Origin of the sequence: Caproiciproducens lactatisolvens (assembly GCF_052443335.1) — a bacterium.
GTDB lineage: Bacteria > Bacillota > Clostridia > Oscillospirales > Acutalibacteraceae > Caproiciproducens.
Window position 1 is genome coordinate 2,347,887 of sequence record NZ_CP195750.1, and the last position, 18,054, is coordinate 2,365,940.

Here is an 18,054-nt window from a genome sequence, read left to right on the forward strand (position 1 = left end):
AGCTAACCTTCTTTCTTGGAAAATTTGATGCGGGGATCAATAAACGCGTAAACAACGTCTACGACAAGATTGATGAGCACGAAGATGCACGCGATCAGAAGCACGACTCCCTGTACGACGGGGAAGTCGGATTTCAGAATGCATTCCACGGTATAATTGCCGATACCCGGCCAGGAAAAGACGGTTTCCGTCAAAACCGCGCCGCCCAAAAGGGAGCCGAGCTGAAGACCGATGACCGTTGTGACGGGGATCATCGCGTTGCGCAGCGCATGGTGGGAAATCACCTTGCCTTCGGACACGCCCTTTGCCCGCGCCGTACGGATGTAATCCTGATTGAGCGTTTCCAGCATGCTGGAACGGGTCATCCTGGTAATAATCGCCATGGAGTACATGCCGAGCGCCAGCGCCGGAAGGATCAAATGCCGGAGCACGTCGACAAAAGCCTCCGTATCCCCGATGGCAAGCGTGTCGATCAGGTAGAAGCCCGAAGCCGCCATGGGCTGCAGAAGCGGGTCGATCCGGCCGCCGGAGGGCAGGATATGCCATACGCCCGCAAACAGGATGATCAGCAGAATACCCAGCCAGAAGATCGGCATGGAAACACCGATCAGGGCAAGCACCATTCCCGCGTGGTCAAAAAAGGAATTCTTTTTCACCGCGGAAACAACGCCGATGATGATGCCGAAAAGGGACGCGAAAATAATAGCGGCAAGCGCAAGCTCGATTGTGGCCGGGAAGCGCGAGAAAATTTCCTGTGTAACAGGCGTTTTTGTGTAGTACGAGGTCCCAAGGTCGCCGGTGACGGCGCCTTTGATGAAGTTAAAGAACTGGATATAGAGCGGGGCGTCCAGACCGTTTGCCGCGCGCCACGCGTTGGCGGCTTCCACCGTAGCGTGCTGCCCCAGAACGATCGGGGCCGGGTCCGGTGAAAAAACCCGCATGATTAAGAACACAATGACCGAAACTCCCAGCAGCACGGGAATCAGCATCAATATGCGCTTGACGATATACTTGAACATTTACAACAACCTTTCGTTGTATCATAACAAACAAGATGCCGGAAGTCGTATTGAACAACCTCCGGCAATCCATAGAATCCTTTCAAACAGAGATCTGCGTTTTGTTTACAAACACCAGTTTAGCTCTTGGAAACACCGGAAAGGAATACAACACCGGTCATGTGGTAGTAGAAATCCTTTACGTTGCTTCTGTAGCCGCAAAGAGTCTTGCCATGGGAAATCGGGAGCCACACGGCTTCTTCGGCAGCTTTCTTTTCAAGATCCGTATAAATCTTGTTGCGCTCGTCGCCGGCCTTCGTGGCAAGTCCTTTCGCAATCATCGCTTTGAAGTCGGCATTGTCATAGCGGGCAACGTTCATGGTCGGGTCTTTGTCGGCCATCAGGTTCATGAAGTTATCCGGGTCGCCGTTGTCGCCCGTCCAGCCGTAGAAGCAGACATCGTAATCGCCTGCCTTGACCTTCTCTTTGTAGGTGGTCCAGTCATAAGCGTCGATGGTGGCTTCCACGCCCGCGTTGCGCAGGTAGCCTTGGATCGCTTCTGCCAGCGCCTGGCCGTTTGCGGTGTTATACGGTCTCGGGTTGGTATAGGTAATCATGTGAATCGTCTTTACGCCTGCTGCGGCGAGGGCGGATTTCGCAGCCGCTTGGTCAAACGCAACCTGCTTGATGCTTTCGTCGTAGCCCTCCATAAAGGTAGGCAGGACGGAAGTGGCGGGGTCCGCATAACCCTGATAAAGGCTCTTGACCAGTTCGGGAACATTAATGGCTTGGGAAACTGCCGCGCGGACCTTCGCGTCGGTGAAAGGAGCTTTGGTAGTATTGTAAGCCAGATAATTGATGTTCATGCCCGGAGCTTCGTAAATCTTGTTGCCCGCGCTTTCGATCTGGCTGACAACCGTCGCGTCGATTCCGTCGATCATATCGGCTTCGCCGTTGCTCAGGGCAACCACTCTTGCGGAGTTGTCTTTGATGAACTTGAAGATAACGTTCTTTGTCAGAGCCTTGTCTCCCCAGTACTCATCGTTGCGTGTCAGAACAACGTTCTGGCCCTTGGTCCAGCTTACGAATTTGTACGGGCCGGTGCCGACAGGATGCTCATTGACGTTATTGTTGTTGTCCTTCAGCGCTTTGGGGCTGACCATCGGCGCGCCCAGGCACATGGCGAGGTTGTTGAGGAACGGTGTGCAGGCGGCTTTCATGTTGATTTTAACCGTGTTTTCATCCACGGCTTCAACATCCTTGACGGAGCCGAATACGAATCCGGCGTAGCCCATATCTTCCGTTACGTTCGGGGCAAGCTGACGGTCGATGTTGAATTTAACGGCTTCCGCGTTAAAATCGGTGCCGTCCTGGAATTTGACGCCCTTTTTCAGATGGAAGGTGTATGTAAGACCATCGTCGCTGACATCCCAGCTTTCCGCAAGGGAAGGAAGAACCTTTGTGGAATCTTTGTCGTACTTCAAAAGGCCCTCGTAAATGTTTACCATGATCTTCGCGGATTCACCGTCATCCACGAGCGCCGGGTCCAGACCTCTGGGGTCGGCGCCCTGCGCGTAGATCAGGGTGTCCTGTGCTCTGCTTTTGCTGGTATCTGCCGCAGATGCCACGCCACTCTCCGCCGCGGTACTGCTTTTACTGCCGCCCGCACAAGCCGTCAGGCCCGCGCAGGCAATCACTGCCGCAAGAACGGCAGCCAGCAGTCTTTTGCTCTTTTTCATCGTTAAAACCTCTCTTCATCATTCTTTTATCCGATTTTTTGCTTTAACAGGGTTGCGCTTTTACAGAGTTTCACAGTCATGCTTTTAAGCCAAAACACTGTAAATGGGGAAAGCAATGGGATAAAAAGACAGGCGCCTAACACCATCAGTCAAGCGCCTTTGCTTTAAACAAGCCTATTCTATCATTTTATTTGCAAGTTTGCAAGAGTAAAGTTGCAGAATAATGCCAATAGTTTATGGGAATTACAGGTTCCTATGGAACATTTGCACAAAGCAGCAAAGAATATTCCTGTCAGACCTGTTTCGATGGTTTTTTCACGATCGGTACAAGCGGCATATCTTCCCAAAATCCCCGGCGTTTTACGTCTTTATGACCGGGATTAATAGACGGAAATGCTGATATCCGCCGCGGCTTTTGTCGTGGGGTCTATGGCATAAACGACCGCGGTGCCCCCGCCCACTGCCGTGATTTTGCCGGTGGACGCGTCTACGGCAGCCACGCCGGTGGAAGAGGACACCCACAAAAGCGAGGAAGCCTCCACCTTATTTCCGTTCAGCGTAATATTGTCCGGCGTATAGTCGCCGAATTTCGCGATTTTCACACTGCTCTGGGAAAACACAAGTCCCGAGGACGAAACGGCAGGAGCCGCGGAGGAACCCGTTACGGTGACGGGCACCGCCGCGCTTGTCCAGTCGCTCTCCGCAAGGGTCCTGTAATAGTACCGTACCTTGGTTGTACCGGCGGCGACGGCGGTCATCACCACATGCCCCTGTGAGTCCGCCGAAGCCTTGACGATACTGTCGTCGTCGACCCGCAGATAAATGACCCCGAAATACGCTTCGCTGACATAGCTGGTGTTCTGCACCAGCGAAATCTCATTCAGTGTGACCGACGCGGCGCAGTCTTCGTCGTTCAGCGCCGAATCCGCAAAAGCGGCGGCGGAAAAGCTTGCGAGCAGCAGCGCGATGACCGGAACCAGTACCGCGGTCCTCATCTTCTTTATCATGGCAGTTCCTCCCTTTCTCATCAGGCCGTAGCCGTCTCATTTTCAAAAAGCTCGCCGTCGATAATATTGATGACCCGTTTCGCATGAGACGCCACATGCAGGTCATGAGTAATCATCACAATGGTGTTTCCCATTTCATTGAGCTGGCCGAACAGCTTCAGAACCTCCTTGCCGGTTGCGGAGTCAAGCGCGCCCGTCGGTTCATCCGCCAAAAGGAGCTTCGGCCTGCCGACCAGCGCGCGGGCGATGGCGACCCGCTGCTGCTGGCCGCCGGAAAGCTCGTTCGGCTTATGGTGGATTCTTTGATCCATTTCCAGCATCTCCAGTCTTTCCCTGGAAAGAGCCTCCGCCTTTTTGCGGGTTTCCCCGCGGATCAGCAGGGGAAGCATGGTGTTCTGCAGCACGTCGTACTTCTGGATCAGGTGATATTTCTGAAAGATAAACCCGATCTGCTGATTTCTGAGATGCGTCAGCTGCGCGTCGTTCATCTGATGGACCGGCTGTCCCGTCAAAAAATATTCTCCGTCCTGAAAGCTGTCCATACAGCCTATGATATTCATCAGCGTGCTTTTTCCGGAGCCGGAGGGCCCTAAAACCGCAAGGTATTCGCCCGACTCCACATCGAGTGAAATATGCTTGAGCACATCCAGGGTGTCGCCGCCTACCTGATAGCATTTGTGGATTTTATTCATGGTAATGATATTTTCCATTTCCGGCGCCCCTTTGTTTATTTCGATACAACGGCCACTTTGACGACCGTCAGCGTTCCGTTGACTTCCTTCTGCGAGATCCGCAGGACCATTCCCGCGGTAATACTGGAAAATCCGCTCGTGCGTTTCGTGGCCGTTCCCGCCGCTGCGGTACCGGCCGTTGTCTTGGTGGCGGAGCCGGATTTGGCCGAACCCGACCGGTTGGCAGACGTCCCTGTCCCGGTCTGCCCGGCGGCGGTTCCGCCCGGCGCGCCTCCCTGCTGAGCGCCCGCCTCACCTACTCCGGCCGTTCCCCCGGCCTGCGCCGTACCCCCCGTACCGGAGCCCGACAGGGAAAGCCCCACGGGAATCAGCAGCGTCTTCGTTTCTCCGGAGGATACGAATTCCCCCGAACCGCTTTCCCCGGACATCGTTCCGAGCTCCAGCTCCACTTCATTCCCGACAATGGAAGTCACCTTCCCGATGATCTGATTCTGCGACTGCGAAGAGGAATCCCCTTTTGCGCCGCTGTCTTTTGTGCCCGTACGCGTCCCTTCCTGAAGGTTTTCACGGTTCAGTCCGGACTCCGTCTTCTCTCCGGCGTTCTGGGAGGTCTTCCCCGACGAGCAGCCGGTGAGAGCGGCGGCCGCAACCAGCAGAACCATGAGGACGCATACTGTTCTTCTTTTTATCATGTTTACTCCTCCTTTTATTCCTGCTGCAAAGCTTCGATCGGCGTGAGCTGAGCCGCCTTATAGGCGGGATAAAAGCCGAACGCCGTGCCGGTCACCACCGCGAACGCAAGCGCCAGAACGCCGCTCACGGCGAGCGGCTCCACCGTCATTCCGGCCATGCGCACCGCCGGTACAAGGGCAAACCCGACAATGACGCCGAGCACCCCGCCGAAGGTGCTCATGAAGTTTGCCTCCACCAGAAATTCCAGCAGGATTTCCCGCTTGCTGCACCCCAGGGCCTTTAAAATGCCGATCTCCTGCGTGCGCTCTCTGACCGACACAAACAGCACATTCATAATGCCGATACCGCCCACAATAAATACGATGATCGCGACGGCGATCAGCAGCATGGAAAGCGTGTTCGCCGAAGTGGTCGCCGCTTCCATTTCACTGCCCGCGTCCGTCAGGGTAAATCTTCCGTTCGGATAATTTTCCGTCAGCACCGCCGTAATATTCGCCATGGCATTGGATACCTCTTTCACATCCGAAGCGATCGCCATAATGGACGGGGTGGCCGTGCTGCCAAGTACGAATTTCTGCGCCGTGGAATAGGGCAGATAAATGGAATCGTCGGGGCTGACGCCGGACGAAACTGTTCCGATTTCCGAAAGCACGCCGACCACCGTATAGGTTTTCCCCTCGATGGTCAGCACGTCGCCGTAAGCGGCGTACGCGCTGCCGAACAGTGTTTTCGCCAGGCTGTTGCCGATCACCGCGACCTTATTTTTGCTGTCCTCATCGTCCTGCGTAATAAAATCGCCCTGCAGCAGCTCCAGATTGCTGATATTCTGGTATTCCGGCAGGCAGCCGACGATCGTCTCATCCGTCTCCTCGTCCAGATTATCCGTCAGCACCGCGCCCGTTCCGCTGAGGACGATCGACGCGGATGAAAGATCGGGCACATAAGAGAGGATATCCTCCACATCCGTCGTGGTCAGGGTCACGCCCTTCTGAGCGGTGCCTCCCCCGCCCATCTGGCCGCCGCCCGGCATTCCGCCGCCTCCGCTCCCGCCGGTACGGCTTCCGCCGCTGAAGCTTCTCTGGGTTCCGCCGCTGAAGCCGCCACTGAAACCGCCTCCGCCGCCCATATCCCCCGGTGGCATCATCCCGGCCATCGCGTCGGCCATATCGGCCTGCGTGCTGACGGTCACGTTGATGGCGCCGACGTTCAGGGTTTTAAACTGCTCCTGAACGTCCACCTCTCCGCCGTGCCCGATGGCAATAACCAGCACGATGGTCGCGGCGCCGACGATAATCCCGAGGGAGGTCAGCATGACCTTGGTTTTGCTTTCCAGAATATTGATCCATACCAGATGAAGGATTTCACTGAATCTCATGACTTTGTCACCGCGCTTTCGACCAGAACGGTTTCCCCTTCCTGCAGGCCGCTTACAATTTCAACGTACTGCCCGTTGGAAAACCCGGTTGTCACCGTCGTCTTTTTGGTCGTACCGTCCGCGCTTTTCACCAGCACGCTGGAAACGCCGTCCTCAAAGGTAACGGCCTGATCGGAAACATACAGCACATCCTTTTTCTGCTTCTTGATAAACTCGACTTCCCCGCTCATGCCCACAAACACTTTCTTCGTATTGGGGTCGGTCATCTTTGCCGTGACCGCATAGGTAACGGAAGCGGACCCGCTGCGCGAGGGAGAAGCGGCGATGCTTTCCACCGTTGCGGGGAAGGTCTGGCCGTCGTACGAGGTCAGCGTGATTTCCGCGTCCTGACCGATGGACAGGTCGGTGACATCCTCTTCCGACAGGGAAACGGACATACTGACGGAGGAGGTTTTGGCAATCGTGATAATGGCTTCCCCCGCCTTCACGTCGCTTCCGTCGGTGTAGCCGACCGCAACGACGATTCCGTCGCAGGGAGAGGTAAGCACACCGTCTCCGTTAATCGCGCTGTTGACGTCGTCCAGTTCCCTTTGCAGGCTGTCGTACGTCTCCTGCTGGGTGGAAACCGCCTGCGCGAGCTGGTTGGCCGTCAGCTCATAGGCTGCTTCGGCGCCGGAGCCGTCGATCAGGCTGCTTTGCAGCGTCTGCTCCGCTTCGTCGACACTCCCGGCCGCGGATTTCTGCGCTTTTTCCAGCGCAAACTGAGCCGTTTTTACTTCATTCTGGAGCGAGGTCACCTTAGAGTCGATTTCATCCGATGAAGCCGCCGTATCGCTGTCGTCGCTGCTGCTGGAGCTGGAACCGTACTTGCTCCGGAAGGTTTCATTGTAATCGTCATAAGCCGAGGAATAGTTTTCATATTCCGCCGTGTAAAGGGACACCTTCGTTTCCAGCGCCTCTTTTGCGGAAACCGTAGAGGCTATGTAGTCGGCATAATCGTTGTAGGCGTCCTTTGCCGCGTCGTATTCCGTTTCCGCCTCGTCTTCCCCGTCGTCCTGCGCTTTGGCCAGGACCCACGCGGAATACGCGGAATTCTTCGCCGACTCCAGAGAGCTGAGTCCGTCCAGCGCCGCTTTGTGGTCCTTTTCATACTGCTCCAGCTGATCCTCGTAGCTGCTCTTTGTCGTTTCCGTGTCGTCCCTCCACTTTTTCAGCTGCTTCAGCTTGGCGTAATCCGTGGGGTAGCTTTTCTGTAAGGCGAGGTATTTCGTAAGGTCGTCCTGCTTTTCCTTGAGATCCTCCTTGGCGGAAGCGACGTCGTTCTGAATCTGCGCCTTGTCCAGATATTCCTGTGTATACGCGTTGGCGGCGTTCGACCTGCTTTTCTCATAAGTGAGCTTCGCGGTCTTGAGCTTGCTGTCCTGATCGGCAAGAGCCTGCTCAAGGGAAAGCTTAGCCTCCGCCAGCTTCGTGCGGGAATCCAGCGTCCCGTCGGTCACGCTGTTCTGGTCCAGCTTTACCAGCGACTCCCCGTCCTTGACCGAATAGCCCACCTTCACAAGCACGCTGTCGATGGTGACATCCACTGGGAACGAAACAGTTTGCTCATCCAGCGCAACCGTGCCGCTTTCGCTGGTGCCCACGGTTACGGCGCCCTTTTCAACGGTATACTCGCGGTAATTGACCGTATTCTGCGAAGCCTTGATCTGGTGGAGATACAGCAGAACCGTCGTCAGAACAGCAACGCCCAGGACGGTGCCCGAGGCGATGATGATACACAATTTTTTGTGATTCTGAACCAAACTGAATACCTTATTCTTTATTTTGAGTGCTTTATCTTTCATAACTGACCTCCAATTTCCGCTTTCTACATCCAATTATAGGAATTTAACCTTAATCGAAACCTAAATTTTCGGCGCTTCACATAAATTTAAGCGCATCTTCACAAGACCATCACATGCGAAAAATGCGCTGCTGCTATAATATAGGAAAGGCGGATGGAGGGATTCGGATGAAAATATTGCTCATAGAGAATTATAAAAAAATCGCGGAAAAAATCGGCAGGCTGCTGAACCGGAACCGTTTTGAATATTTCTCCGTTTCCAGCGGGGAAAACGGAGCCGATGAAGCGATGAGCGGCATCTACGACGCGGTGATTCTGGACGTTTCGCTGCCGGACTGCAGCGGGCTGGAGGTGCTTAAGCAGATACGGAAAGCCGGCCACTGTGTCCCCATCCTGATGCTGTCGCCGAAATGCGGCGTCAGCGACAAGGTCCGCGGCTTGAACGGCGGCGCCGACGACTTTATGGAAAGGCCGTTTGCGGAAGCCGAGCTGCTCGCAAGGCTCTGCGCGGTTTCCCGCAGGAAGGGGGAGCTGATTGCGGACACCCTGTCCTTCGGTGAATTGAGGCTGAACCTGAGCACCTATGAGCTGTCCGACACCGGGGAAAGCGTCCCCCTTTCCAACAAGGAATTCGAGTTGATGAAATTCTTTCTTTTGCAGGGACACAATGTCAGCAGCAAGGAAAATTTACTGACGAAATTCTGGGGCTTTGAAAATTCCACGGCGGAAAACAGCCTTGAGGTACACATCACCTATCTGCGCCACAAGCTGAAACGGATTCATTCCGGCATCCGGATTCACTGCATCAAAAACGTCGGCTATCAGCTGATGACCGGCGAAAAATAAAGGAGCGGGATTTTGAATTGACCCCAAAAAGTTAGACAAATATTTTAATTAGGCAGCCGAGAGGGCTTGTTGTCTGTGAAGAGCAGGCGGCAGGCCCCTTAGCTTTGCCTTGGAGCGGCGGTAGTTATAATAGTCAATATAATCGACGAGTTCAGTTTTAAAATGCTCCATGGACTCAAAAGTCTGTAAATATAGCAGTTCGCTCTTGAGCAGACCGAAAAAGTTCTCAATCACGGCATTGTCCAGGCAGTTGCCTTTTCGGCTCATACTCTGCCGGACGCCTTTCTTTTTGAGCATACGTTGGTATTGCTTGTGCTGGTATTGCCAGCCCTGGTCGGAATGCAGGATCAGGTTTGTCCCGTCTGGAATTCTTGCAAAAGCCTTGTCCAGCATTTCTGTCACCATGGAGAGCGCTGGTTTGTCCGAGATTGAGTAACCTACAACATCACGGCTACACAGGTCAAGAATTGGTGACAAATAGAGCTTCTGCCCAAACAGACTAAATTCTGTGACATCGGTCACCCACTTCTGGTTTGGCTTTTCCGCCTCGAAGTTTCGTTCCAGCAGATTTGACGCAACCTTGCCAACCGCGCCCTTGTAAGAGTGGTACTTCTTCATCCGTACACGGCAGACAAGGCCAAGCTGCTTCATCAGCCGCTGCACCGTCTTGTGGTTTAGTGGGAAACCGCGGCGGCGCAGCTCTGCGGTAATACGCCGGTAGCCATAGCGCCCTTTGTTCTCGTGGTAAATTGCGGCAATGCCCTCTTTGGCGTTGCCGTATTTATCTGCCTTTGCCAGCCGTTTCTCATGGTAGTAGTAAGTCGAGCGCGCAAGCTGAGCCACTTCCAACAGAATTTCCAATGAATAACTTTGCCTCAGTCCTCGAATCACCAGCGTTTTTTGCGCGCTTTTCGCTCGTCTTCCAAAACCAAGGCTTGCAAGTTTTTTAGGTACGCCACCTCTGCACGCAGTCGCTGATTCTCTGCGATCAGATCTTCTTCCATCTGCTTGTCCAGTTTTGGTGGTCGGCCTTTCTGGGTTCCGCTGGCGGCACTGGCTCGGCCTCGACGCTCGACATACAACCCTGCCGGTCCCTCTTCAAGATAAATTCGTTCCCATTTCTTGATTCGTTCTGCTCCGCCAATTTCAAATATGCGCATTGCTTCACGATAGCTTAATCCGTCCTTTCGGACTGTTTCTACTACCAGCTGCTTAAATTTACCAGTATACTTCTTGAGTGGTATTCCTTTGGGCATAAAAACTGCACCCCTTCCGTTAGTTTCAGTATATCATACTGTCTAACTTTTGGGGTGCAGTTCATTTCGATCCCGCTCCTGCTGTTTTCTGTTTTATTCCCGGACGATATCCTTGATGACTTCCCCCGCCAGAATCAGTCCCGCGACGGAAGGAACAAAAGAAACGCTGCCCGGCACCTGACGGCGGATGGAGCATTTGCGCTTTGTGCCCGGCGGGCAGATACAGTGATATTTACAGCTGGTGGCGTCGTCGTCGATCGGCGTCATCGGCGGCTCCTTGGAATACACCACCTTCAGGGAAGGGATGTTCCGTTTACGCAGTTCATTGCGCATCACCCTCGCAAGGGGACAGACGGAAGTCTGATAGATATCGGCGACCTCGAATTTTGTGGGGTCAAGCTTATTCCCCGCCCCCATACAGCTGATGACGGGAACACCGGCAGCCTTCGCCCTTTCAATCAGGATCAGCTTGGCGGAGATGGTGTCGATCGCGTCCACCACATAGGAATATCGGGACAGGTCGACGGTATCGGCGTTCTCAGCCGTATAAAACATAGGGAAAATCTCCACCTTTGCGGAAGGATTGATTTCCAGTATCCGGTCGCGCATTACCTCTACCTTTGCCCTGCCGACCGTTTTGCGCGTGGCGATCAGCTGACGGTTGATATTGGTCAGGCAGACCTTGTCGTCGTCAAACAGCGCGATGCCGCCGATCCCGCTTCTTGCGAGCGCTTCCGCCGTGTAGGAACCGACCCCGCCGATTCCGAACACCGCCACCGCCGCTTCCTGCAGCTTTTTCATTGCGGGAGCCCCCAGCAAAAGCTCCGTCCTCGAAAATTCATTTAACATTTCTTTCCCACCTGTATATTCAGTCATCATTAATTTTATCATTACAGCATTTCCAATTGATTCCGCAGCAAAGTTGCGTTCCTCCCCCGCCGAAGGCGGGGGAGGAACGTGTATTATCCCGCAAACTGAAATGGAATTGCTATAGATCTCACGGAACAAATTATACCGTAACAGCCGGCCTTTATCAATCGGTTATTGAAATAAAAAGTCTTTTCCTATCAAAGCGGTAATAGATTGACATTTTATCCGGGCGACAGTATGATAAAAGACAAAATAATAAAATGTCAGCAAAACCCCGTCCGGCAGAAGAGCCGCCGGAAGCAAGCGGGCTGATTGCGGAAAGGATGCGGAAAATGGATTTGAACATTACGCGGGAGCAGGCCTGGGCCCTCCTTACGGAGTACAACAAGGACCCGTTTCATCTGAAACACGCCCTCACTGTGGAGGGGACCATGAGATATTTTGCCAAACTGCTCGGCTTTGAGGAGGAACAGGACTTCTGGGGCATCGTCGGGCTCCTGCACGACCTGGACTTTGAGCTTTTCCCGGACGAGCACTGCATTCGCGGACAGGCCATCCTGCGCGAAAGGGGAGTCAGCGAGGATATCATCCACGCGACCGCAAGCCATGGGTACCAGCTGACCGTGAATATCAAGCCGGAGCACACGATGGAAAAGGTGCTTTACGCCGTCGACGAGCTCACCGGGCTGATCGGCGCCGTTGCGCTGATGCGCCCCTCGAAGAGCGTACAGGACCTGGAACTGAAATCGGTCAAAAAGAAGTACAAAACCCTGAATTTTGCGGCGGGCTGCTCCCGGGAAGTGATCGGGCGCGGCGCGGAGATGCTCGGCTGGGAGCTGGATTACCTGATTGAGCAGACCATTCTGGCCATGCGTTCCTGCGAGGACGCGGTGCAAACCGTTTAAAGCTTTTCGTTTTTGACGATCCAACGCCACAGCACGGGCTGAATCTGTGGATAGGTAAGGTTTTGCGGCAGCGCCGCGCAAAATTGGATTTCGGCCATTTCCATATCGGCGGGCAAATCAGAAAGGGATTCCACCTGCGCGTAAAACAGCATGCCGTAAGTGGGTTTCGCATTATGTATCAGGTCGTCCTCCCCTTCCACCGAATAAATGCAGACGGGCTTGATCTGAAATTCCACCGCGCCCGTCTCCTCATACAGCTCCCGTTTCGCGGTGTCGTGGATATCTTCTCCGTTCTCACGGTGGCCGCCCGGAATTTCCCAGGTTGTCCGTTCCCTATGGCGGCAGAGAATCCATTTCTCTCCCATGCGCGCCGCAATGATGGCATATTTGAGGCTGTCGTTCTTCACATAGTCCAAATCATGAAATCCTACTTTTACCATAAGTTCTTTTCCTCTTTTCAAAAATCGCTCCGTGCGGAACCAGCAGGTTTCGCACGGAGTCTTTTATTGCGACAGTTTTTGTTCCAGCTCTTTCAGATCGTAAACCGGGGGCGAGCAGGCGTTGTTTTGACAGATATAATAAGCGCTCCGGCCTTCCCCGAGCGGATATTCCTCCGTAAATTCCGCAAGCTTTGCCAGCTGCTCCGCGTTTTCCGCGTTCTTTACAAGCACGGTGGTGTTGGGCATTCTTTTTTGATGCAGCAGGGATCTGACCTGTTCAAAATCGGCGCCGTCCTTTACCACGCACACGATTTCCCTGGAGGGGTACAGCGCGGCCGTCATGGCCGTCAGCGCAAAGCTGTGTCCCGCCGGAAATTCCTGCGCGGCGCCCGCCATGAAGCGGAGCTGCTGATCCGCGGCCTCCTGCAAAGCCAGATTCCCGGTAAGCGCCGCCAGCTTTATTAGACAGAGGGACGCCGCGGAGTTGCCGGACGGAATCGCGCCGTCATAGGTTTCCTTCGGGCGGTAAATAAGCGGTTCCGCGTCGCTTGCGGAAAGGTAAAAGCCGCCGTTTTCCCCGTCGTAAAACCGGTCCAGCATGGTCCGGTTCCGTTCCGCCGCCCGCTGAAGATAATCCGCATCGTAGGTTGCGTCGTAAAGGCTCAGCAAAGCCCACACGGTAAACGCGTAGTCGTCCAGCCCGCCCGTACCCGCGGCTTCTCCGTCACGGTAACGTACCCGCAGGCCGCCCTGTTCGTCCGTCAGGCTGCTTTGGAGAAAGCGCATCGCCTTTTCCGCCGCGGCCAGATAACGGTTATTCCCCAGAATCCGATAGGCATCGGCAAACGCCGTGATCATCAGCGCGTTCCAGGAGGTCAGGATTTTATCGTCCTTATGCAGCTTCGTACGCGTCAGGCGGTATTCATACACCTTCGGAAGCAGCCGCTCGATTGCCTCATTCGGACGCTCGGCATCGGGGTTTCCGATCAGGTTCAGAATATTTTTTCCCTCAAAATTGCCCCCGGGCGTCATTCCGAAATATTCGATAAAAGTCCGGCCGTCGCTTTCCCCCAAAAGGGAAACGATCTCATCCGGGGTAAAAACGTAGTATTTCCCCTCCTGGCCGTCGCTGTCGGCATCCTGCGCACAGTAAAAGCCGCCGTTTTCGTCCGTCATTTCCCGCAGAATATACTCCAATGTCTTTACGGCGACCGCTCTATAGAAATCGTTTTGAGTGATCCGGAACGCTTCCAGATACGCGATGGTCAGCAGGGCGTTGTCGTAGAGCATTTTTTCAAAATGGGGGACCAGCCATCTGTCATCTGTGGAATAACGGGAAAATCCGAAGCCCACATGGTCGAAAATCCCGCCGCGGTACATCTGCCGCAGGGTTTTTTCCGCCATTTGAAGAGCGTCCCCGTCTTTTTCCAGCATAGCATACTGTAGCAGAAACAGCAAGTTGTGCGGAGACGGGAATTTCGGGCTGGCTCCGAACCCGCCGTACTGACCGTCAAAGGTCTGCCGGAACCATGACCGGGCGGAAACCAGAAGGTCCTTTGTGGGCCTTCCCGCTTTTTTCACCGTCTGTCCCCTCAGCGCCATGGCAATGCGCTCGCCGGAGCCGAGAAGCTCTTTCCGGTTTTCCCGCCACTGCTGCGCGGCGGAAGCAAGCAGGTCCATCAGTCCGGGCATGGAATACCGGGAATGCTTCGGGAAATACGTTCCCGCGTAAAACGGGCGCTGGTCCGGGGTCATCAGAACGGTCAGGGGCCACCCGCCGCTGCCGGTGAGCGCCTGACAGACCGTCATGTAAACCGCGTCCACGTCCGGCCGCTCCTCCTTATCCACTTTGATCGCGATAAAATTCCGGTTCAGCTCCTGTGCGACCTCGTCGTCCTCGAAGCTTTCGCGCTCCATCACGTGGCACCAGTGGCAGGTCGAATAGCCGATAGAGAGAAAGACCGGCTTGTCCTCCGTTTTCGCCTTTTCAAAGGCATCTTTTCCCCACGGGTACCAGTTGACCGGATTATAGGCGTGCTGAAGAAGATAAGGAGATTTTTCATGGATCAGCCGATTGGGCACCCTGTTTTCAGTATCAGGCATTTAATCACCTTCTTTTTTCTGTTTCGTTTAGTGTATCCCAAAAGGAAAAAGAATGCCATATTTATTCTTTTTACTTGAAATTCATTCTACAGCCTACAGCACTTTCATTTCAGTTTGCGAGACAAACACGTTCCGCCTTCGGCGGGTGAGGAACGCAGCCCTGTTGCAGATCAACTGGAATGCTGTAAACACTACACGCACAGGATAACATACAAAGTGAATTCAGGCAGAATAAGAGCCGCAAATCCTTCATTCATTGGATTTACGGCTTCACTGACTGCTTTATTGCCCGGATTTGTTCCCATGGCCGCCGGACGATACGCAGCCCTGATCCGATATTTAAAAGTATTTGTCTATTTCAAATTCTTTTATACCGGGGTATATGACATCCGCAGACGGAAGGTGTTTCCTGTCCCCGATGCCGACCGCATACATACCGGCACGTTTTGCCGCTTGAAGGCCGGCTTCGGAGTCCTCGAATACCAGGCAAGCCGGGTAGGGAATATGAAGGCAGTCCGCACCCAGTGTAAACACCTCCGGATTCGGTTTCGCGGCGGAAATGCGATTGCCGTCGACGACCGCATCAAACAGGGAAGCGATCCCGACATTCTTCAGAATGAGAGGAGCGTTCCTGCTGGCGGACCCAAGCGCGATTTTCACGCCTCTCCTTCTCAGTTCTTGTAAAAGCTCCGGCGCGCCGTCCAAAAGCTCGGACTGATCCATGCCGGAAATATATTCCACGTATCTGGCGTTTTTCCCTGCCGCCATCCGCTCTTTCTCCCCGTCGGAAAAGCGGTCCTGCATCCCGCCGGTTTTCAACAGAAGATTACACGACGTCATGCGCGACACGCCTTTCAGCTGTTCGTTCTGTTCCGGTGAAAATTCAAATCCGAGCTGATCGGCCAGTTCTTTCCACGCGAGATAGTGATATTTCGCAGTGTCGACCAATACGCCGTCGAGGTCGAAAATCGCGCAGCGAAAGCTCACTTACACCTTCCCCCATTCTTTCAGCGAAAGCTGCAGCCTGTCCCGCAGCAGATAATTTCTGCCATAGATAAAAATCATTTTTTCCGTACCGCTCAGCAGCGAAATTTCACATCCCCGCCGATTTACCAAAACCTGAATCAGGCTGTCTTCGTCGTGTATCTTAAAATCGTATTCCTCCCATTGCTTGGGCAGAGCCGGAGCAAGGTGCAGTCCGTCCTCCTTAATGCGCAGTCCGCCGAATCCATATACGATCGCCATGTAGGTGCCTCCCATATTTGCGGTATGGATTCCGTCTTTTGTATTTTTATGGGTATTGAACAAATCGAGCTCAGAGGATTTTCCGAAATAATCGTATGCTTTTTCCGGCATTCCCAACCGGGATGCCATGATGCTGAAAATACAGGTGGAAAGCGAGGAATCATGCGTCGTAACCCGCTCGTAGTAATTGAAGGAATGCCTCATCGTGGCCAGCGTCTGTGCGTCCTCCAGAACGAAATGCGCCAGCACCGTATCCGCCTGCTTGCATACCTGATGGCGGTAAAGGTAGAGCGGATGATAATGAAGCAGCAGCGGAAAATCCTGCCGCGGCGTCTTTTTTAAATCCCATACCGCTTTTGAAAGAAACGAGTCATCCTGCGGATTGATATCCATTCTTTTATCATAGGGCAGATACATGCTCTCCGCCGCATGTTTAAAACCGGAAATTTCCGCTTCCTTCAGGCCGATCTTCTCCCTGACGGGCGTCAGAAGTTCTTTCGTCTTCAGCAATTCATAAAATTTGACCGCCCAGTTTAAATTGTGCTGTGCCAAAACATTGGTGTAATAGTTGTTGTTGACAAGGCAGGTATATTCGTCCGGTCCGGTCACGCTGTTGATGAGGAATTTTCCGCCGCAGTCGTTCCCCACGTCCAGCCAGAGCCGCGCGGTCTCAAAAACAATCTCCGCCCCGCATCGGGCGATAAACTCAATATCCTTTGTCAAAAGATAATAGTTGATGACGGAATAGGCGATATCGCCGTTGATATGATACTGGGCGCTGCCGGAGGGAAAATATCCGGAACATTCTTTGCCCATAATGGTGCGCCACGGAAACAGAGCGCCGTTTTTATGCCCCAGAATACGCGCGTTTTCCCTTGCTGCGTCCAAGGTGGTGTAACGGTATTCGATCAGATTTTTCGCAATCTGTGGCTGGGTAAGCAGAAAATAAGGCTGAATGTACATTTCGGTATCCCAGAAATAATGTCCCTCGTAGCCCTCGCCGGAAAGCCCCTTCGCGGCGATATTGCTGTGGGGGTCTTTGCCGACGGACTGAATGAGCTGATACAGGTTATAGGTGATCGCGTTGCTCAGCTCGTCATTGCCTTTTACATGGACGGCGCAGCTTTCCCAATACTTCTTCAGATATTGTTCCTGCATCCGGTACCAGTGCGCAAGCGGGACCGAGCAGGCCCGTTCCAGATGTTCCAGCGCGGCCGCGCGGCAATCCGGGTACCGGATGGAGTCGCACAAAACCGTATATTTGGTCAGCGTGACGGTTTCGCCGGCTTCCGCCTCCGCCGTAAACTTTTGTGCAGCGGTGCTGTCTCTTTTCAAACGTTCTTCTTTGGCCGGCTTCGACAGCAGATTTTTCACCGCACTGGCTGCCTCCAGCGAGGATTTTGAGGTGCGGGAGGAAATCACGGAGTCATTGTCCACAAACTCCGCTTTCGCGGAAAGAAGATGCTGGAAGGTCTCGTTTGCCACACGGGGATCACTGGGATCGCAATAGTTCAGAACGCTGCCGATATGGGTGGATTGAAAGCGCAGTGTCCCGCTGAAATTCAGTGCCTTTACACGGTATTCTATCGTGAAAAGCGGAAGCATCACGAAGGAAGCCATTCTCACGATCGTGATTTCGGCCTCCTTCCCGCCGGGGGAACGCCATACCACACTGCGCCGGGTCACGCCCTTTTCCATATCCAGCACCCGGGAACTTTTCAGGACCTTGCCCGTAAACATGCTGAATTCCTCGTCCCCCAGATACAGTTTGATCCCCTGCGTATCGGCTACATTCAGCATGGTCTGCTTTTCTTCGGTAAGGCCGCAAAGACTTTCCGCCTGCTTCATTTCAACAAAATCATAAAAGCCGTTGATGTACTCGCCCCGGATCGACTGGAAGTCGATGGGATACCCTTCTTCAAAATTGGAACGGACGCCAAGGTAACCGTTTGCATTATGAAAAAGCGTTTCGTACAGCATCAGCTCATCATTTTTAAGACTAAAATCACTGACTTCATAGACATAGTTACTTTCATCCATAG

The 18,054-nt window shown here is 53.7% G+C and carries 16 protein-coding genes; 2 read left to right on the top strand and 14 right to left on the bottom strand.

Going from position 1 to position 18,054, the window contains the following annotated elements; translation table 11 throughout:
* Window positions 1–2: 2 nt before the first annotated feature.
* The 7 genes from ACRQV7_RS11450 to ACRQV7_RS11480 form a co-directional block, all read right to left on the bottom strand.
* Window positions 3–1,019 (bottom strand): ABC transporter permease, encoded by a 1,017-nt coding sequence (locus ACRQV7_RS11450; RefSeq protein WP_275716448.1) that lies wholly within the window; start codon window positions 1,017–1,019, stop codon window positions 3–5.
* A 119-nt stretch (window positions 1,020–1,138) separates the two neighbouring features.
* On the bottom strand, window positions 1,139–2,737 hold the full coding sequence (locus ACRQV7_RS11455) for an ABC transporter substrate-binding protein (protein ID WP_444658247.1): 1,599 nt from the start codon (window positions 2,735–2,737) through the stop codon (window positions 1,139–1,141).
* Between the two features lie 380 nt (window positions 2,738–3,117).
* On the bottom strand, window positions 3,118–3,744 hold the full coding sequence (locus tag ACRQV7_RS11460; protein ID WP_444658248.1) for a hypothetical protein: 627 nt from the start codon (window positions 3,742–3,744) through the stop codon (window positions 3,118–3,120).
* 20 nt (window positions 3,745–3,764) lie between these two features.
* Window positions 3,765–4,454 (bottom strand): ABC transporter ATP-binding protein, encoded by a 690-nt coding sequence (locus ACRQV7_RS11465; protein ID WP_275716441.1) that lies wholly within the window; start codon window positions 4,452–4,454, stop codon window positions 3,765–3,767.
* 17 nt (window positions 4,455–4,471) lie between these two features.
* A complete protein-coding gene (locus ACRQV7_RS11470; RefSeq protein WP_444658249.1) occupies window positions 4,472–5,128 on the bottom strand; it encodes a hypothetical protein in 657 nt (218 codons plus the stop codon).
* 14 nt (window positions 5,129–5,142) lie between these two features.
* Complete coding sequence (locus tag ACRQV7_RS11475; protein WP_275716437.1) at window positions 5,143–6,504, bottom strand: ABC transporter permease; 1,362 nt, start codon at window positions 6,502–6,504, stop codon at window positions 5,143–5,145.
* The gene (locus ACRQV7_RS11480; RefSeq protein WP_444658250.1) at window positions 6,501–8,348 is read right to left on the bottom strand and encodes an efflux RND transporter periplasmic adaptor subunit; all 1,848 of its coding nucleotides are present in this window, start codon (window positions 8,346–8,348) and stop codon (window positions 6,501–6,503) included. The genes ACRQV7_RS11475 and ACRQV7_RS11480 overlap by 4 nt, the downstream gene beginning before the upstream one ends.
* Before the next feature lie 167 nt (window positions 8,349–8,515).
* Between ACRQV7_RS11480 and ACRQV7_RS11485 the strand changes: the two genes are divergently transcribed.
* Window positions 8,516–9,193, top strand: coding sequence for a response regulator transcription factor (locus ACRQV7_RS11485; RefSeq protein WP_444658251.1), 678 nt, complete (start codon window positions 8,516–8,518; stop codon window positions 9,191–9,193).
* Window positions 9,194–9,241: 48 nt separating this feature from the next.
* Here ACRQV7_RS11485 and ACRQV7_RS11490 read toward each other — a convergent pair whose 3' ends face one another.
* From ACRQV7_RS11490 to ACRQV7_RS11500, 3 genes are all read right to left on the bottom strand, one after another.
* Complete coding sequence (locus ACRQV7_RS11490) at window positions 9,242–10,054, bottom strand: IS3 family transposase (protein WP_444657876.1); 813 nt, start codon at window positions 10,052–10,054, stop codon at window positions 9,242–9,244.
* Window positions 10,055–10,080: 26 nt separating this feature from the next.
* Window positions 10,081–10,449 carry a helix-turn-helix domain-containing protein gene (locus tag ACRQV7_RS11495; RefSeq protein ID WP_444657875.1) on the bottom strand — a complete coding sequence of 123 codons (369 nt, stop codon included), beginning with the start codon at window positions 10,447–10,449 and terminating at the stop codon, window positions 10,081–10,083.
* Between the two features lie 93 nt (window positions 10,450–10,542).
* Entirely contained in the window at window positions 10,543–11,298 is a 756-nt protein-coding gene (locus ACRQV7_RS11500; RefSeq protein ID WP_444658252.1) for a tRNA threonylcarbamoyladenosine dehydratase, read from the bottom strand.
* A 353-nt stretch (window positions 11,299–11,651) separates the two neighbouring features.
* Here ACRQV7_RS11500 and ACRQV7_RS11505 point away from each other — a divergent pair, with 353 nt between their 5' ends.
* A complete protein-coding gene (locus ACRQV7_RS11505; protein ID WP_275716429.1) occupies window positions 11,652–12,224 on the top strand; it encodes an HD domain-containing protein in 573 nt (190 codons plus the stop codon).
* On the opposite strand, the gene ACRQV7_RS11510 is transcribed toward ACRQV7_RS11505, so the two are convergent.
* The 4 genes from ACRQV7_RS11510 to ACRQV7_RS11525 all read right to left on the bottom strand — a co-directional run bounded on the left by ACRQV7_RS11510 (window position 12,221) and on the right by ACRQV7_RS11525 (window position 18,052).
* Window positions 12,221–12,664, bottom strand: a complete 444-nt coding sequence (locus tag ACRQV7_RS11510; RefSeq protein WP_275716427.1) for an NUDIX hydrolase — start codon at window positions 12,662–12,664, stop codon at window positions 12,221–12,223. The two genes, ACRQV7_RS11505 and ACRQV7_RS11510, sit on opposite strands and share 4 nt — an antisense overlap.
* A gap of 63 nt (window positions 12,665–12,727) precedes the next feature.
* The gene (locus ACRQV7_RS11515; protein WP_444658253.1) at window positions 12,728–14,767 is read right to left on the bottom strand and encodes a thioredoxin domain-containing protein; all 2,040 of its coding nucleotides are present in this window, start codon (window positions 14,765–14,767) and stop codon (window positions 12,728–12,730) included.
* Between the two features lie 339 nt (window positions 14,768–15,106).
* Window positions 15,107–15,754 carry a beta-phosphoglucomutase gene (gene pgmB, locus ACRQV7_RS11520; protein ID WP_444658254.1) on the bottom strand — a complete coding sequence of 216 codons (648 nt, stop codon included), beginning with the start codon at window positions 15,752–15,754 and terminating at the stop codon, window positions 15,107–15,109.
* The gene (locus ACRQV7_RS11525; protein WP_444658255.1) at window positions 15,755–18,052 is read right to left on the bottom strand and encodes a glycoside hydrolase family 65 protein; all 2,298 of its coding nucleotides are present in this window, start codon (window positions 18,050–18,052) and stop codon (window positions 15,755–15,757) included.
* Window positions 18,053–18,054 lie beyond the last annotated feature (2 nt).

What these genes read in the sequence shown, in the direction of transcription:
- ACRQV7_RS11515 (WP_444658253.1), bottom strand. Translation starts at nt 14,767, where the DNA reads ATGCCTGATACTGAAAACAGGGTGCCCAATCGGCTGATCCATGAAAAA.
- ACRQV7_RS11525 (WP_444658255.1), bottom strand. Translation starts at nt 18,052, where the DNA reads ATGGATGAAAGTAACTATGTCTATGAAGTCAGTGATTTTAGTCTTAAA.
- ACRQV7_RS11460 (WP_444658248.1), bottom strand. Translation starts at nt 3,744, where the DNA reads ATGATAAAGAAGATGAGGACCGCGGTACTGGTTCCGGTCATCGCGCTG.
- ACRQV7_RS11495 (WP_444657875.1), bottom strand. Translation starts at nt 10,449, where the DNA reads ATGCCCAAAGGAATACCACTCAAGAAGTATACTGGTAAATTTAAGCAG.
- ACRQV7_RS11450 (WP_275716448.1), bottom strand. Translation starts at nt 1,019, where the DNA reads ATGTTCAAGTATATCGTCAAGCGCATATTGATGCTGATTCCCGTGCTG.
- ACRQV7_RS11505 (WP_275716429.1), top strand. Translation starts at nt 11,652, where the DNA reads ATGGATTTGAACATTACGCGGGAGCAGGCCTGGGCCCTCCTTACGGAG.
- ACRQV7_RS11470 (WP_444658249.1), bottom strand. Translation starts at nt 5,128, where the DNA reads ATGATAAAAAGAAGAACAGTATGCGTCCTCATGGTTCTGCTGGTTGCG.
- ACRQV7_RS11465 (WP_275716441.1), bottom strand. Translation starts at nt 4,454, where the DNA reads ATGGAAAATATCATTACCATGAATAAAATCCACAAATGCTATCAGGTA.
- ACRQV7_RS11510 (WP_275716427.1), bottom strand. Translation starts at nt 12,664, where the DNA reads ATGGTAAAAGTAGGATTTCATGATTTGGACTATGTGAAGAACGACAGC.
- ACRQV7_RS11480 (WP_444658250.1), bottom strand. Translation starts at nt 8,348, where the DNA reads ATGAAAGATAAAGCACTCAAAATAAAGAATAAGGTATTCAGTTTGGTT.
- ACRQV7_RS11485 (WP_444658251.1), top strand. Translation starts at nt 8,516, where the DNA reads ATGAAAATATTGCTCATAGAGAATTATAAAAAAATCGCGGAAAAAATC.
- ACRQV7_RS11475 (WP_275716437.1), bottom strand. Translation starts at nt 6,504, where the DNA reads ATGAGATTCAGTGAAATCCTTCATCTGGTATGGATCAATATTCTGGAA.
- ACRQV7_RS11455 (WP_444658247.1), bottom strand. Translation starts at nt 2,737, where the DNA reads ATGAAAAAGAGCAAAAGACTGCTGGCTGCCGTTCTTGCGGCAGTGATT.
- ACRQV7_RS11500 (WP_444658252.1), bottom strand. Translation starts at nt 11,298, where the DNA reads ATGTTAAATGAATTTTCGAGGACGGAGCTTTTGCTGGGGGCTCCCGCA.